14 protein-coding genes are annotated in these 13,680 nt (G+C 72.5%); 5 read left to right on the top strand and 9 right to left on the bottom strand.

Annotated elements, in window-relative coordinates:
* The 6 genes from AOJ26_RS20590 to AOJ26_RS20570 all read right to left on the bottom strand — a co-directional run.
* The coding region (locus tag AOJ26_RS20590) for a nuclear transport factor 2 family protein (RefSeq protein WP_053849799.1) at positions 1–314 on the bottom strand (314 nt) is incomplete at its 3' end.
* A gap of 95 nt (positions 315–409) precedes the next feature.
* Positions 410–1,582 (bottom strand): FAD-dependent monooxygenase, encoded by a 1,173-nt coding sequence (locus AOJ26_RS20585; RefSeq protein ID WP_053849798.1) that lies wholly within the window; start codon positions 1,580–1,582, stop codon positions 410–412.
* 46 nt (positions 1,583–1,628) lie between these two features.
* The gene (locus AOJ26_RS42015; RefSeq protein ID WP_078936148.1) at positions 1,629–1,808 is read right to left on the bottom strand and encodes a hypothetical protein; all 180 of its coding nucleotides are present in this window, start codon (positions 1,806–1,808) and stop codon (positions 1,629–1,631) included.
* A gap of 109 nt (positions 1,809–1,917) precedes the next feature.
* Complete coding sequence (locus AOJ26_RS20580; protein WP_053849797.1) at positions 1,918–2,436, bottom strand: DUF1877 family protein; 519 nt, start codon at positions 2,434–2,436, stop codon at positions 1,918–1,920.
* A gap of 7 nt (positions 2,437–2,443) precedes the next feature.
* Positions 2,444–3,319 (bottom strand): undecaprenyl-diphosphate phosphatase, encoded by an 876-nt coding sequence (locus AOJ26_RS20575; RefSeq protein WP_053849796.1) that lies wholly within the window; start codon positions 3,317–3,319, stop codon positions 2,444–2,446.
* A gap of 152 nt (positions 3,320–3,471) precedes the next feature.
* Positions 3,472–3,942: a winged helix-turn-helix transcriptional regulator gene (locus AOJ26_RS20570; RefSeq protein ID WP_053849795.1), complete on the bottom strand. Its 471-nt coding sequence runs from the start codon at positions 3,940–3,942 to the stop codon at positions 3,472–3,474.
* A 125-nt stretch (positions 3,943–4,067) separates the two neighbouring features.
* Here AOJ26_RS20570 and AOJ26_RS20565 point away from each other — a divergent pair, with 125 nt between their 5' ends.
* Complete coding sequence (locus AOJ26_RS20565; RefSeq protein ID WP_053849794.1) at positions 4,068–5,237, top strand: thiolase family protein; 1,170 nt, start codon at positions 4,068–4,070, stop codon at positions 5,235–5,237.
* Between the two features lie 43 nt (positions 5,238–5,280).
* Here AOJ26_RS20565 and AOJ26_RS20560 read toward each other — a convergent pair whose 3' ends face one another.
* Complete coding sequence (locus AOJ26_RS20560) at positions 5,281–6,048, bottom strand: TVP38/TMEM64 family protein (protein ID WP_053849793.1); 768 nt, start codon at positions 6,046–6,048, stop codon at positions 5,281–5,283.
* A 317-nt stretch (positions 6,049–6,365) separates the two neighbouring features.
* Here AOJ26_RS20560 and tuf point away from each other — a divergent pair, with 317 nt between their 5' ends.
* Positions 6,366–7,535, top strand: a complete 1,170-nt coding sequence (gene tuf / locus AOJ26_RS20555; RefSeq protein WP_053849792.1) for an elongation factor Tu — start codon at positions 6,366–6,368, stop codon at positions 7,533–7,535.
* A 152-nt stretch (positions 7,536–7,687) separates the two neighbouring features.
* The gene (locus AOJ26_RS20550) at positions 7,688–8,479 is read left to right on the top strand and encodes a spermidine synthase (protein ID WP_373413182.1); all 792 of its coding nucleotides are present in this window, start codon (positions 7,688–7,690) and stop codon (positions 8,477–8,479) included.
* A 230-nt stretch (positions 8,480–8,709) separates the two neighbouring features.
* Here the strand turns inward: AOJ26_RS20550 and AOJ26_RS20545 are convergent, their stop codons facing one another.
* On the bottom strand, positions 8,710–10,005 hold the full coding sequence (locus tag AOJ26_RS20545; protein ID WP_053849790.1) for an MFS transporter: 1,296 nt from the start codon (positions 10,003–10,005) through the stop codon (positions 8,710–8,712).
* Between the two features lie 179 nt (positions 10,006–10,184).
* Here AOJ26_RS20545 and AOJ26_RS20540 point away from each other — a divergent pair, with 179 nt between their 5' ends.
* The gene (locus AOJ26_RS20540) at positions 10,185–10,622 is read left to right on the top strand and encodes a DUF4442 domain-containing protein (protein WP_053849789.1); all 438 of its coding nucleotides are present in this window, start codon (positions 10,185–10,187) and stop codon (positions 10,620–10,622) included.
* Between the two features lie 120 nt (positions 10,623–10,742).
* Here AOJ26_RS20540 and galU read toward each other — a convergent pair whose 3' ends face one another.
* The gene (galU, locus tag AOJ26_RS20535; protein ID WP_053849788.1) at positions 10,743–11,693 is read right to left on the bottom strand and encodes a UTP--glucose-1-phosphate uridylyltransferase GalU; all 951 of its coding nucleotides are present in this window, start codon (positions 11,691–11,693) and stop codon (positions 10,743–10,745) included.
* A gap of 465 nt (positions 11,694–12,158) precedes the next feature.
* Here galU and AOJ26_RS20530 point away from each other — a divergent pair.
* Positions 12,159–13,680 (top strand): RICIN domain-containing protein (locus AOJ26_RS20530; protein ID WP_053849787.1); only part of this gene is annotated, 1,522 nt, incomplete at its 3' end.

Below are 13,680 nucleotides of genomic sequence, written 5' to 3'. Positions count from 1 at the left end.
GGGTTGATGTAGTCGGCCTGGACGCGGGCCGTGTCGCCGGTCTCCCGGTCCAGGGTGTCGAACCGGACGCGGCGGTTGACGATCAGGTGCTGCCGCATCGAGAACAGCGCCAGGCTCTCCGCGAGCCATGCGGCGACCCGCGGCGCCTCCCCCTCCACCCCGCCCGCCGAGCGGTAGTCGGCCCGTCCGCCGGAGGTGAACAGTCCGCGGTACGCCTCCCAGTCGCCGTCGTCCACGGCCACGGCGTAGTCGGTGACGAGTGCGTCCACGGCCAGCCGGTCCATCACGGTCGCGAGCTCCACACGCTGCGTCATCGGCTCAGTGTTGGGCATGGGGCGGGCAGAGCCAAGGGGCGTGCGGTGACATTCGGACGGCCCGGCGGTGGCGGTCGCCCGGCGGGAGGTGCTTCTCAGCCGTCGGCCAGGACGTCGACCGGCCAGGCGGCCGAGTGGGGGCCGAACCTGTTCTCGGCCGCGAGGGCGACCAGGCGGGCGTTGCGCTGCTCGGCCTCGGGGCCGTCCGGCACGTGGTAGTCGTGTCCGGCCCGGGCGGAACTGGCCTGCACGGCCGTGGCTGCCGGGGCCCGTCTGCGGACGTACCGGTCCAGCGCGTCGGGCACCTCGTCGGGGGCCGCGCCGGTCAGGCAGTCGCCGAGGACGGCCGCGTCCATGACGGCCTGGGCCGCGCCCTGGGCCTGGAAGGGCACCATCGCGTGGGCGCTGTCGCCGAGGAGGGTGACCCGGCCGGCGTTCCAGCGGGAGAGCGGGGTGCGGGTGTGGATGCCGTAGCGGAAGTCCTGGCCCGCGCGGTCGAGGAGGGTCAGCACTCGGGGGTCCCAGCCGGCGAAGGTGCGCACCTGCTCGCCGGGTTCCGCCCGCGCGGTCCACGACTCCTGGGCCGTCCGGTCGGTCACGAACACGGCGACGACGTTGAGGAGTTCGCCGTGGCGCAGCCAGTAGTGGACGACATGGCGGTTCGGGCCGAGCCAGACGGCGTACTCCGGGAGGTCCAGGTCGGCGACCTCGGCGGCCGGGAGCAGGGCCCGGTAGGCGGCGGTGTGCGAGAACACCGCCTCGTCCGCGCCGAAGAGCCACTGACGGGCGGCGGAGCGGATGCCGTCGGCGGCCACGACGAGGTCGGCGTCCAGGCGTTCACCGCTCGCCGTGGTCACCCGGGCCCCCTTGTCGTCCTGGTCGATCCCCACGACGGCGGTCGCCAGGTGCAGCGAGCGGGGCGGTACGGCGGCGACCAGGACCCGTTGCAGATCGGCCCGGTGGAGCTGGAGGTAGGGCGCCCCGAACTCCTCCTCCACATCCCGGCCGATGACGTAGCGACAGATCTCCGAGCCGTCGGACCAGGTGCGGAAGCTCACGTGGGAGGGGCGCGTGGCGTGTTCCGCGACGGCGTCGAGCAGGTTCAGCCGGCGCAGTACGCGGGTGGCGTTGGGGGCGAGCTGGATGCCGGCGCCGATCTCGGAGAGCCGCCGCGACTGCTCGACGAGCGTCACGTCATGGCCGGCCCGGCGCAGGCTCAGCGTCGCGGTGAGACCACCGATGCCGGCGCCCACGACGATCGCTCTCATGGCATGACCTCACTTCGAGGAACGCGCCTGCTGTTTCAGGGGGAGTTCAGGCTGCCTTGATGACGTCACCGCGGATCGCGGCCGCCCATTCGACGACCAACAGCTCGTACTCCGCGCGCTCCTGTGCCGACAGTGTGCCGCCGGCGCGCATCCACAGCGCCCGGATCTGCTCGTTCACCTCGGCAGCGGACCGCACGGAACCAGGGGTCACGGAATCGGGGGACATGCGCACAAGCCTAGGCGCAAGCACTGACAGTGCGCTACCGGACGGCTACGCACAACGTATGCGATGGGTCACGGGTTTCGGGGCGACCGCCCTGTAACGGTGCCGCGGGTCAGTCGATCCAGACGACCACGCACTGCCCGCGCCGCGCGGCCCCGCGGTAGAACTCCCGCATCGCGTCGAAGTGTTCCACCAGGTGGGCGCGGACGTCACCGCCGGCCCAGGGGCCGAAACCGCAGACGGCGGCCGCCTCGTCGGGGGAGTCCGGCAGGCCGGCGAGCAGGGCGCCGGTGTCGATGGCGTCGAGTCCGCGCGCGACGGCCGCGACCGCGCCGGGGCCGAGGAGGCGGGGCGGATCCCCGAAGCCGTCGTGGACGTCGGGGTGGTCCAGGAAGCCGGGAGCAGCGTCCGGGTCGCCGGACACCGCGCGGTCCAGCAGGGCCGGCGTGCCGGGGTCGGCGCCCGATCGGCGGCAGTGCCGGATGAGCCCCCACACCGCCCAGCCGGTGTCCAGGAGGTCCGCGGGCGGCGGGTCCCAGCCCGGTGCCGCGCACGGTGAGTCCAGGGCCGTGGCACGGCAGCGCTCCAGGTACTCCGGCGTGACCCGCGCGAACTGCTGTGTCAGGGCCACCTGCGGCTCAGCCCGCCGACTCCGCCGCGTGCGGGCTCAGGACGCCCATCGTGACCAGGGCGATGATGACGATGCCGAGGGCGATCCGGTACCAGACGAAGGGCATGAAGCTCTTGGTCGAGATGAACTTCATGAACCAGGCGATGACCGCGTAGCCGACGACGAAGGCGATCACCGTGGCGAAGATCGTCGGACCCCAGGAGACGTGGTCGCTCTCCAGCGCGTCCTTCAACTCGAAGAGCCCGGAGGCCAGTACGGCCGGAATGGCGAGGAGGAAGGAGTAGCGGGCCGCGGACTCGCGCTTGTAGCCCATGAAGAGGCCGCCGCTGATGGTGGCGCCGGAGCGGGAGACCCCGGGCACGAGGGCCATGGCCTGGCACATGCCGAAGATCAGGCCGTCCTTCACGCCGAGGTTCTCAAGTCCCTTGCGCTGCTTGGGTGCCCGGTGCCGCCCGCCGGTCTCGTCGCGTGCCGCCAGCCGGTCGGCGACGCCGATGACGATGCCGACGACGATCAGCATGGTGGCGGTGATGCGCAGATCGCGGAACGGCCCTTCGATCTGGTCCTTGAACAGCAGCCCCAGCACCCCGATGGGGATGGACCCGACGATCACCAGCCAGCCCATCTGGGCGTCGTGGTCGCTGCGCAGCTCTTTCTTGACGAGGGAACGGCTCCACGTCGACACGATCCGCCCGATGTCCTTGCGGAAGTAGATCAGGACGGCGGCCTCGGTGCCGATCTGGGTGATCGCGGTGAAGGCCGCCCCGGGGTCCTTCCAGCCCGAGAAGGCCGCGGTCAGCCGCAGATGCGCGCTGGAGGAGACGGGAAGGAACTCGGTCAGCCCCTGGACGAGTCCGAGGATGAGTGATTCGAACCAAGACATGAAGTTACGGCGTCCAAGTGCTGGTCGTGTGACGGAAGTCGGGCGCGCCGCATCACCGGGCGCGGTGATCGGGGTGCGAGGGCAGCGTAGCGCCCCGCGGTGACGGCCCGGCCACAGGGGCGGCCGGGCCCGGACACGCGACCGGTGGGCGCCTACGCGGCGGTTGGGCCCGTCACCGTCCAGCCGGGGGCCTGCGGGTGGGACGTCAGGTCCTCGTGCACCACCGTGCCGCGGCAGGCGGAGCAGACGACGACGGGCTCCAGTTCATGGCCGCAGACGTGCTCCAGGACCATGGGCCGGTCGTCGTCCTTGCGCAGGTGCCGGTCGCCCCACGCCATGAGCGTCAGCAGCACCGGCTCCAGTTCCAGCCCCGCCTGGGTGGGCCGGTACTCGAAGCGCTGCGGCCGCTCGCTGTAGACCCGCTTGGTCAGGATCCCGGCGTCGACCAGCCGGCGCAGCCGGGTGGCCAGGATGTCGCGCGGGGCCCCGATGTTGCGCACGAGCTGGTCGAAGCGGCCGTTGCCCAGGCAGACCTCGCGCAGCACGAGCAGGGAGTACTTCTCGCCGACGAGCGCCAGGGCGTCGGCGATGGAGCAGGGGCGCGGGTCTCGGGTGGCGGCCATGATGCCCAGTCTAGGGGAGGGTTTGGTTCTCCAACTTAAGGGTTTGATTTTCCAACCCGCAAGGCTATGGTGAGTTTGGATTTCCTACTCACCAGTAGTAGCCCTCACTGATGGAGGCCCGCACCATGCGTGACGCAGTCATCGTCGAAGCCGTACGCACCCCCGTGGGCAAGGGCAAGCCGAACGGCTCCCTCGCGCACGTGCACCCCGTCGAACTCCTCGCCCACACCCTGCGCACCCTCGTGGAGCGCTCCGGCGTCGACCCGGCCCTCATCGACGACGTCATCGGGGGCACCGTCGACCAGGTCGGCGAGCAGGCCATGAACACCACCCGCTACGCGGCCCTGTCGGCGGGCTTCCCCGAGACGGTCCCGGCGACCACCGTGGACCGCCAGTGCGGCTCCTCCCAGCAGGCCGTGCACTTCGCCGCGCAGGGCGTGATCGCCGGCGCCTACGACATCGTCGTCGCCTGCGGGGTCGAGTCGATGAGCCGCGTGCCGATGTGGTCGAACGTCCCCGAGGGCAAGGACCCCTTCGGTCCCGGGATCGCCGCACGCTACGAGGAGGGCCTGGTCCCGCAGGGCATCAGCGCCGAGCTCATCGCCGCCAAGTGGTCGATCTCGCGCGAGCAGATGGACACGTTCGCCGTCTCCTCGCACCAGAAGGCCGCGGCGGCCTGGGAGCAGGGCCTCTTCGACGCCGAGGTCGCGCCCCTGGAAGGCGTCACGCGCGACGAGTGCGTACGCCCCGGCAGCACCCCCGAGATCCTCGCCGGCCTCAAGCCCGCCTACCACGACCCGGCCTTCGCCGAGCGCTTCCCCCAGATCGAGTGGAACGTCACCGCGGGCAACGCCAGCCCCATCAACGACGGCGCCTCGGCCGTCCTGATCATGTCGAGCGAGACGGCCGAACGCCTGGGCCTGCGTCCCCTGGCCCGCCTGCACTCGTTCGCCGTCACCGGTTCCGACCCGATCCTCATGCTGACCGGAGTCGTGCCGGCCACCGAGAAGGTCCTGCGCCGGGCCGGTCTCACCGTCGACGACATCGACCTCTTCGAGGTCAACGAGGCGTTCTCCAGCGTGGTCCTGGCCTGGCAGCAGGAGACGGGGGCGGACCTGGCCAAGGTCAACGTCCACGGGGGTGCGATCGCGATCGGCCACCCCCTGGGCGCGAGCGGCACCCGGCTGACGACGACGCTGGTGCACGCGATGCGGGAACGCGGGGCCCGTTACGCCCTCCAGACCATGTGCGAGGCGGGCGGACTGGCCAATGCGATGATCCTCGAAAGGGTGTGAGGAGCGCCTTCCGGGACGCGGCCGGCGCCCTGCGGTCAGGCGCTCAAGGGCGGCGCAGCCGGTGCCGCTTGCGCCACGCCACGATCGCCCCCGCCAGGCCCGGCAGGGCGATCGCGGCCATGGCGATCACAAAGGCCGGCGAAGTGGGCGCCGAAGCCCGCGCCCCGGCGACGACGTACGCGGCGGTGTTCGGGATCGACCCGAGCGCCGTCGCGGCGAGGAACGGGAGACAGCCCATTCGGGAGACCGCGGCGCAGTAGTTCGCCGCGGCGAACGGCACTCCGGGAAACAGCCGGGCCGCCAGCATCGAGCGGAAGCCGTGCCGGCTCAACTGCCCGTCCGCCGCCTTCAGCCACCGCCCCCGCAGCAACGGCCGCAGCGCGTCCTGCCCGAGGACCCGGCCCAGACCGAAGGCGATGCCCGCCCCGAGGACCGTGCCGGCGAGCGCCGACGCCAGCCCGAGCTGCGACCCGAAGAGCGCGCCCGCGGCGAGGTTGAGCAGCGGTCGCGGTACGAACGCCACCGTGCACAACCCGTACGCCACCCCGAAGACGACCGCGGCCGTGACCCCGCCGAGCTGGGGCGGCCAGCCGTCCGAGAGCAGTCTCTGCGGCTCGAACAGCAGCACCGTGGACGCGGCGCCCGCGAGTAGCGCGACCAGCAGGGAGAGCCGGGACCACGGCGACAGCAGCACTCTCGTGCAGCGGGCGGTGAGACGCACCGGAGCGGGGACGGGGAGAGCGAGCTCCGTGGCGAGGGCCGGGGGAGTGGCCGTGGCGGTGCCCCCAGAGCGGGTGGTGGCATCGAGCATCCTGTGACGGTAACCGACACCGACGGGTGATTGCCCTGCGGATGCCGTCGGTTGTGTGACGGGCGGCCGTAAAAAACCGTTCGACGTGGGACGACGCGTCGGACATGATCTGCGTCATGTTCCGGTACGCCTTCGCTCTCGCAGCATCCGCAGTCGCGGATGCGCCGAAGGCTGCCGTTCCCGTTTTCCTGGCCGCCGCAGACGGCGCCCGAAGCTGACCCTTCCCGGACAGTCCGGCGGACCCCGCAGGGGGAGGGTCGGCCAGTCCTCGGGGTCCCCGTTCTTCCGTGAACACGAAGAGGCTTCGAGGTACAGCCATGTCCAAAACCGCTTACGTGCGCACCAAGCCGCACCTGAACATCGGCACGATGGGTCACGTCGACCACGGCAAGACCACCCTGACCGCCGCCATCACCAAGGTCCTCGCCGAGCGCGGCAGCGGCACGTTCGTGCCGTTCGACCGCATCGACCGCGCCCCGGAGGAGGCCGCGCGCGGGATCACCATCAACATCGCGCACGTCGAGTACGAGACCGACACCCGGCACTACGCGCACGTGGACATGCCGGGCCACGCCGACTACGTCAAGAACATGGTCACCGGGGCGGCGCAGCTCGACGGGGCGATCCTCGTCGTCTCCGCGCTCGACGGGATCATGCCGCAGACCGCCGAACACGTGCTGCTCGCGCGGCAGGTGGGCGTCGACCACGTGGTGGTCGCCCTCAACAAGGCGGACGCGGCCGACGAGGAGCTGGTCGAGCTCGTCGAACTGGAGGTCCGCGAGCTGCTCACCGCGCACGGCTACGGCGGCGACGCCGTGCCCGTCGTACGGGTCTCGGGACTCAAGGCCCTGGAGGGGGACCCGCGTTGGACGGCATCGATCGAGGCGCTGCTGGACGCGGTGGACACGTACGTGCCCATCCCCGAGCGGTATCTCGACGCGCCCTTCCTGATGCCCGTCGAGAACGTGCTCACCATCACCGGCCGGGGGACCGTGGTGACCGGGGCGGTCGAGCGGGGCACCGTGCGGGTCGGTGACCGGGTCGAGGTGCTGGGGGCCGGCGTGGAGACGGTGGTGACCGGCGTCGAGACCTTCGGCAAGCCGATGGAGGAGGCGCAGGCCGGGGACAACGTGGCGTTGCTGCTGCGGGGCGTGCCGCGGGACGCGGTCCGGCGGGGTCATGTGGTGGCCGCGCCGGGCAGTGTGGTGCCGAGTCGTCGCTTCACAGCGCAGGTGTACGTGCTGTCGGCGCGGGAGGGCGGGCGTACGACGCCGGTCACCACCGGGTACCGGCCGCAGTTCTACATCCGTACCGCGGATGTGGTGGGCGACGTGGACCTCGGCGAGGTGGGGGTCGCGCGGCCCGGGGACCGCGTCGTGATGACCGTGGAACTGGGACGGGACGTGCCGCTCGAGCCCGGTCTCGGATTCGCCATCCGTGAGGGTGGTCGCACCGTCGGTGCGGGGACCGTCACCGCCCTTGTGTGAGGGTGGTTCGGTTCGTGGGGGACTGCGGGACCGTCGTGGCCGGTCGCGCAGTTCCCCGCGCCCCTCACGGGGCACTCCTGGCCAGGCACAATGACAGGGTGACCGACTCCCTTCCCGTCGCCCGTGCCGTCGATCACGGGTTCGCCAAGCTGATGCCCGACGTCGATCGGGAGCGGGCCTGGTTGCTGACCGTGGACGGGGCTCCGCAGTCGTACGTCGACCTGGACGAGCCGACGCACCTGGAGTTCGAGTACGCGCAGCGGCTCGGGCACGTCCTTGACGGCATCGCGGAGGCGGGGCGGGCGCTGGACGTCGTCCATCTCGGTGGGGGCGCCCTGACGTTGCCGCGGTACCTGGCGGCCACCCGGCCCGGCTCGCGGCAGGACGTCGTCGAGTTCGACCGGGGGCTGCTGGAGCTGGTCGCCGAGCATCTGCCGCTCCCGCACGGGGCCGGGATCGCCCTGCACGCGGCCGATGCGCGGGCGTGGCTGGAGAACGCCCCGGCTGCGAGCGCGGACGTGCTGGTCGCCGACGTCTTCGGAGGCTCACGGGTCCCGGCGCATCTGACGTCGCTGGAGTACGCCCGTGAGGCCGCGCGGGTGCTCCGGAGCGACGGCGTCTATCTCGCGAACCTCGCCGACGGGGCGCCCTTCGCCTTCCTGCGGTCCCAACTCGCCAACTTCGCGGAGGTGTTCGAGGAGCTGGTGCTGATCGCCGAGCCTGGGGTGCTGCGCGGGCGGCGGTTCGGGAACGCGGTGCTCGTCGCGGCGCGACGGCCACTCGACACGGCGGCACTGGCCCGGCGTACGGCGGCCGACGCGTTCCCCGCCCGGGTCGAACACGGCGAGGGCCTGCGCGGCTTCATCGGCACGGCCCGGCCGGTACGGGACGAGGACGCCGTGCCGTCACCCGAGCCCCCCGACGGGGCGTTCGGTGTCGGCTGAGCCGGTCGGGGGGCCTGCTCGGTGGTGCGGTGCGGGGTGACGACGTCCGGGCGGGTGGAATTTTGGCGGGGCCCGTCGGCGACGTGAGGGGGCTGTGGTGTCAGCCGCCTGCTGAGGGGGCGTTCGGTGGTGTCGGCTGAGTCGGTTGCGGGGCGCCGGGTGGCCTGCTCGGTGGTGCGGTGTGCGTTACGGCTTCCAGCGCGACGGACTGTCGTGGGGAGGCCGTGGTGTCAGCCGAGGCCGCCGACGGGGCGTTCGGTGTCGGCCGGGTCGGTCGGGGCCTGGGTGATGTGCTTGGTGTTGCGGCGCAGGTTGCGGACGTCCGGTACGCACAGGACGAGTGCCGTGACGACCGCGATCAGGCCGGCGCAGCCCCACAGGGCGGCGTCGCGGCCGAACGCCGACTCCGCCGGGCCGGCCAGCGCGGCCGCGAGCGGCATCAGGGCGACCGAGCCGAACCAGTCGTAGGCCGAGACCCGGGAGAGCTTCTCCTCGGGTATCTCCTGGTGCAGGGCGGTCATCCAGGACACACCGAACACCTCGACGGTCGCGCCGGCCACGAACATCGCCGTGCACAGCACGGGCACCGAGACCGGTACGGCCAGCGCGGCGGACGGCAGGGCCAGCGGGAACACGCACAGGATGCCCGTGAACAGCAGGCGCTGCGGCTTCCAGCGGGTCATGAGGAGGGCCCCCACGACCGTGCCCGCGCCGAAGAACCCGAGGGCCACGCCCCAGGGCCCCGCCCCTCCCAGGTGGTCCCGGGCGACGAGCGGGCCGTAGACGGCGTCTGCGGCGCCCAGGACCGCGTTGGCGACGGAGAACTGGACGACGATGCCCCACAGCCACGGCCGCCCCGCGACCTCACGCCAGCCGTCGCGGAGGTCGGCGAGGAGGCCGGCACCCGGTGCGCGGGCCGGGATGTGGCTGACGTCGAGGAGCGCGCGCAGCGAACCCGCGGCGGCGAAGGCGACGGCGTCCGCCGCGAGCACCCAGCCCGGACCGACGGCCGCGACCATCGCGCCGCCGAGCGCGGCACCGCCCAGCGCCGCGCCCTGCATCGCCATCCGGAACACCGCGAAGGCCCGGCCGGCCTGCTCGCCGCTCACCGTGGACAGCAGCATCCCCTCGGCCGCCGGGCTGAAGAACGCGTGGCCCGTCCCGCCGAGCGCGGTGAGCAGCATCATCTGCCACAACCGGGGCTCGCCGGTCAGGACGAGGACGGCGAAGGCGCCCTGGGAGACGCAGTTGAGGGTGTTGGCCGCGACCATCACGCGGTGCCGGGGCAGGCGGTCCGCCACGGCGCCGCCGATCAGCAGGAACACCACCAGCGGGAGGGTGCGCGCGGCGGCCACCAGGCCCACGTCCCCGCTGTCGCCGCCCGCCTCCAGCACGGCGAACGCGGCGGCGATCACGGCGCCGTTGCTGCCCAGGTTGGTCACGAACGCGGCGGCGGTCAGCAGGCCGTAGTTGCGGCTCGCCCAGGCGGGTCTGCGGGCGCGGGAGGAGTCGGCGGAGCGGGTCACCGGCTGACTATCGCCGCCCGGGTGCCGCCTTGCCAAACCGTTTGCGGGCCGGACCGGGAAAACGGCCGCCTGGCGCCGGCGGCGTGCCCGGCTGCTGCGAGGAGACGTCGATCACTGGCACCGGACCTGGTCAGCGCGATCTACTCGTGGGTAACATCCCGGACATGAGCGCAGACCAGATGTCCGTCGGCGAGATGCTCGCCGCCACCGTGCCCATGGTGCGGACCCTGAACCTCGAGTTCCTGGAGACCGGCCCGGAGAAGGTCGTGGTCGCCCTGCCCGACCAGGGGGAGTTCCACAACCACGTGGGCGGACCGCACGCCGGTGCGATGTTCACGCTCGCCGAGTCGGCCAGCGGGGCGGTCGTCCTGGCCGCGTTCGGCGACCAGCTCTCGCGCGCGGTACCGCTCGCCGTCAACGCCGAGATCGCCTACCGCAAGCTCGCGATGGGCCCGGTGACCGCCACGGCCACCCTGGGCCGCCCGGCCTCCGAGGTCGTCGCCGAGCTCGACGCCGGGAAGCGCCCGGAGTTCCCGGTCACGATCGAGATCCGCCGCGGGGACGGGGCGGTCACGGGCGAGATGACGGTGGTGTGGACGCTGCGGCCGAACGGCTGAGCAGGACCGCCGAGTTCGGGTGACCGGTGTGCGCGGGGCGGGCGGCCGACCCGTCCCGGGCCCGGTCACCACGGCCGCCGTCGTCCGTCGCCGGCCGCTCGGCCCGCCACCCGTCGCCGCTCAGGCCGCCGGCCGCCGCCGTACGACCCCTTCGCCGCTCTCCAGCTCCGCCACGAACCCCTTGAGCCAGTCGGTGAACTCCGGGCCGAGATCGGGACGGGCGCAGGCCAGGCGGACCACCGTGCGCAGGTAGTCCGCCTTGTCGCCGGTGTCGTAGCGCAGGCCGTCGAAGACGACGCCGTGGACCGTGCCGTCGACCGTGAGCGTCTGGAGGGCGTCGGTGAGCTGGATCTCGCCGCCGCGGCCGGGCGGGGTCCGTTCGAGGACGTCGAACACGGCGGGGTCGAGGACGTAACGGCCGATGACCGCGTAGGCGCTCGGTGCGTCCTCCGGGGAGGGCTTCTCGACCAGGCCGGTCACGCGGACCACGCCATCCTCCTCCGTCGCCTCGACCGCCGCGCAGCCGTAGCGGTGGATCTGCTCGCGCGCCACCTCCATGAGGGCGATCACGTTCCCGCCGTGCCGCTCGCGGACGTCGAGCATCGTGCTGAGCAGGGTCTCGCGCGGGTCGATCAGGTCGTCGCCGAGGAGGACGGCGAACGGCTGGTCGCCGACGTGGCGGCGGGCGCAGAGCACGGCGTGGCCGAGGCCGAGCGGCTCGCCCTGCCGGATGTGGTGGATGTCGGCGAGCCGGGCCGGGTCGCGTACCGCGTCGAGGCGTACCGCGTCGCCCTTGGCGGCCAGGACCTGCTCCAGCTCGAAGGCGTTGTCGAAGTGGTCCTCGATGGCCCGCTTGTGGCGGCCGGTGACCATCAGGACGTCGTCGAGCCCGGCCGCGGCGGCCTCCTCCACGACGTACTGGATGGCCGGCTTGTCGACGACCGGGAGCATCTCCTTCGGCGTCGCCTTGGTCGCCGGCAGGAACCGGGTGCCGAGCCCGGCGGCCGGGACGACTGCCTTGCGGACGGTACGGGCGGGGACGGGGGTGTCGGTCGCGTGGGGGACGATCATGCGGGACATGCTGCGCCACGGGGATGAGAGCACCCCGGGAGATGCCTGGGTGCCCGCTGTGGACCCGGCCGGGCGGCGGAATTCCGTGTGCCAAGCATCCGGTCGCCGGACACGACTCGATGCCCGACTCCCGCTTAATTTCGAATACGGGTGCGGATACCAGCGGTAACTTTTCTGAAGTCGACTCTTTTTGAACATGGGTCACTCCACCTTCTTGTTTGCTGAGCGTTCATTGTGCGAAGGTGAGCGCCCCCCCGACGGCCGGGTCTCCACTGACGCGGCAAAGGTATGCACCAATCAGGCGCCTGCTTTCCGAGGAGCGCATATTCCGTGCGGTCCTGCGGCTTGGAAGGAATTGGTCCCGTGCAATCCGCTCACCCCCCACGACCCCCTTATCCGCCACGCCCCGGATCGCCGTCGGCGGAGTCCGACCGCGATCTCCTGGCCGGGCTGGGGCGGAACCGCGTGGACGGCCATGCCGTCGCGCTGCTGATGGCGCGACACTGGCAGGCCACGTACGAGTACTCCGTCATCTGTCTCGCCTCCTGGTCGGGTTCTGCCTCGATGGCGGCCGCCGCGGCTTTCCACCGTGTGCTGGGTCGGGCGGGTGACGGTGCACTGCGCCCCCAACTGCTCGTCGCGGTCAGGGAGTTCGTCAAGGAGTGGGCCGCGGACGACGAAATCTCCGCCGTGCTGCCGGAACTCCGCAAGACGATCGGCGGTCGCGGCCTGCGCGCGGCGAGGTCCGCCACCCCCGAAAGGCGACTGCTCGCCGAGCGCGCATTCCGGGCCCTTCCCGGTGCCTCCCAATGTCTGCTGTGGCATGCCGAGGTCGAGGCCGAACCCATATCCGTACCGGCCGCTCTGCTGGGGGTGGACACAACCCGTGCGGCGACCGCCCTGGAGCAGGCGCGCGAGCAATTCCGCATCGGCTGCGTCCGTGCCCACCGGGAACTCGCGCCGACCAATGAATGCCGTTTCTACAATCGCCTCCTGGATGTCCCGATTCGCCGGGGCGGGGACCTTCTGCCCGATGTCCGCAGGCATCTGACGGAATGCCGTTACTGCCGGCACGCCGCCGAACAGCTCAGCCATTTCGAGGGCGGCCTCGAGGTGCTGCTCGCCGAGACGGTGCTCGGCTGGGGCGCCCACCGCTATCTCGACTCCCGGCCCGCGCGTGCCGCCGGACGGCCCGCCCCGGCGCCGATCCGCGCGGCCCGCGCCAAGCCCGGCGGACGGCACCGCCCCGCCCCGGCGGGCTTCCTCGCCCAGCGCAGGAGCGCCCGGGCGGTCCTCGTGGGCGCCGGTCTGACCTCCCTGGTCCTGCTCGCGACGGTGCTGGTCACCAAGGGCTGGTCCGACGACGGCGGTCTCCCCGTGCCCGGCGCCACCTGGGGGGCGGTGAGCGGCAACACCGTACGGCCGAACCCGTCGCAGGTCTCCCGGGACGCCCCGTCCACCGCCTCCATGGGCGACCCCGGCGAGGCCGGCCACGGCACGCTCCGCAACGCCGGCGACGGAAGGTGCCTGGACACCCACGGCGCGCGGACCGCGGACGGCACGCGGGCCGTGCTCGCGGCATGCTCCTCCGCCGCGTCCCAGCAGTGGACCTACCAGGAGGACGGACTGCTGCGCAGCGCCGCCGACCCGCGGCTCTGCCTCGCCTCGGACGCCGGGAAGCGGTCGGTCGTGGTCGTCGACTGCCTGACCGGCGCGGGAGAGGTCCGCTACGACCTCACCGTGCGCGGCGAACTGCTGCTGCGCGGCGGGAAGGGACTCCTGGTCGCGGCGGGCAAGGGGGAGACCGTCGTCGTCACCGAACGCGACGGGTCGCAGGGGCAGCGGTGGCTGCTGGAGTCCGCCGACGCGAGCGGGTCCGCACAGGAGGGGACGCGCTCGCCGCAGGACACGGGACCGGGGCGGGACACGGACCCGGACCGGCTCCCGGCCGGTCCGGGCGAGGACCTGGTCCCACCCGGTCCCGCCC

It is taken from the genome of Streptomyces sp. NRRL B-24085, assembly GCF_001282115.1.
Lineage (GTDB): Bacteria > Actinomycetota > Actinomycetes > Streptomycetales > Streptomycetaceae > Streptomyces.
The sequence above is the reverse complement of the archived record's forward strand: the minus strand, read 5'-3'. Positions and strand labels throughout refer to the sequence as shown.

Bases quoted from the DNA above. Each gene is read 5' to 3' on its own strand.
- AOJ26_RS20550 (WP_373413182.1), top strand. From the start codon at position 7,688: ATGCCCGACGTCGATCGGGAGCGGGCCTGGTTGCTGACCGTGGACGGG.
- AOJ26_RS20540 (WP_053849789.1), top strand. From the start codon at position 10,185: ATGTCCGTCGGCGAGATGCTCGCCGCCACCGTGCCCATGGTGCGGACC.
- AOJ26_RS20565 (WP_053849794.1), top strand. From the start codon at position 4,068: ATGCGTGACGCAGTCATCGTCGAAGCCGTACGCACCCCCGTGGGCAAG.
- AOJ26_RS20560 (WP_053849793.1), bottom strand. From the start codon at position 6,048: ATGCTCGATGCCACCACCCGCTCTGGGGGCACCGCCACGGCCACTCCC.
- galU (WP_053849788.1), bottom strand. From the start codon at position 11,693: ATGATCGTCCCCCACGCGACCGACACCCCCGTCCCCGCCCGTACCGTC.
- AOJ26_RS20570 (WP_053849795.1), bottom strand. From the start codon at position 3,942: ATGGCCGCCACCCGAGACCCGCGCCCCTGCTCCATCGCCGACGCCCTG.
- AOJ26_RS20575 (WP_053849796.1), bottom strand. From the start codon at position 3,319: ATGTCTTGGTTCGAATCACTCATCCTCGGACTCGTCCAGGGGCTGACC.
- AOJ26_RS42015 (WP_078936148.1), bottom strand. From the start codon at position 1,808: ATGTCCCCCGATTCCGTGACCCCTGGTTCCGTGCGGTCCGCTGCCGAG.
- AOJ26_RS20585 (WP_053849798.1), bottom strand. From the start codon at position 1,582: ATGAGAGCGATCGTCGTGGGCGCCGGCATCGGTGGTCTCACCGCGACG.
- tuf (WP_053849792.1), top strand. From the start codon at position 6,366: ATGTCCAAAACCGCTTACGTGCGCACCAAGCCGCACCTGAACATCGGC.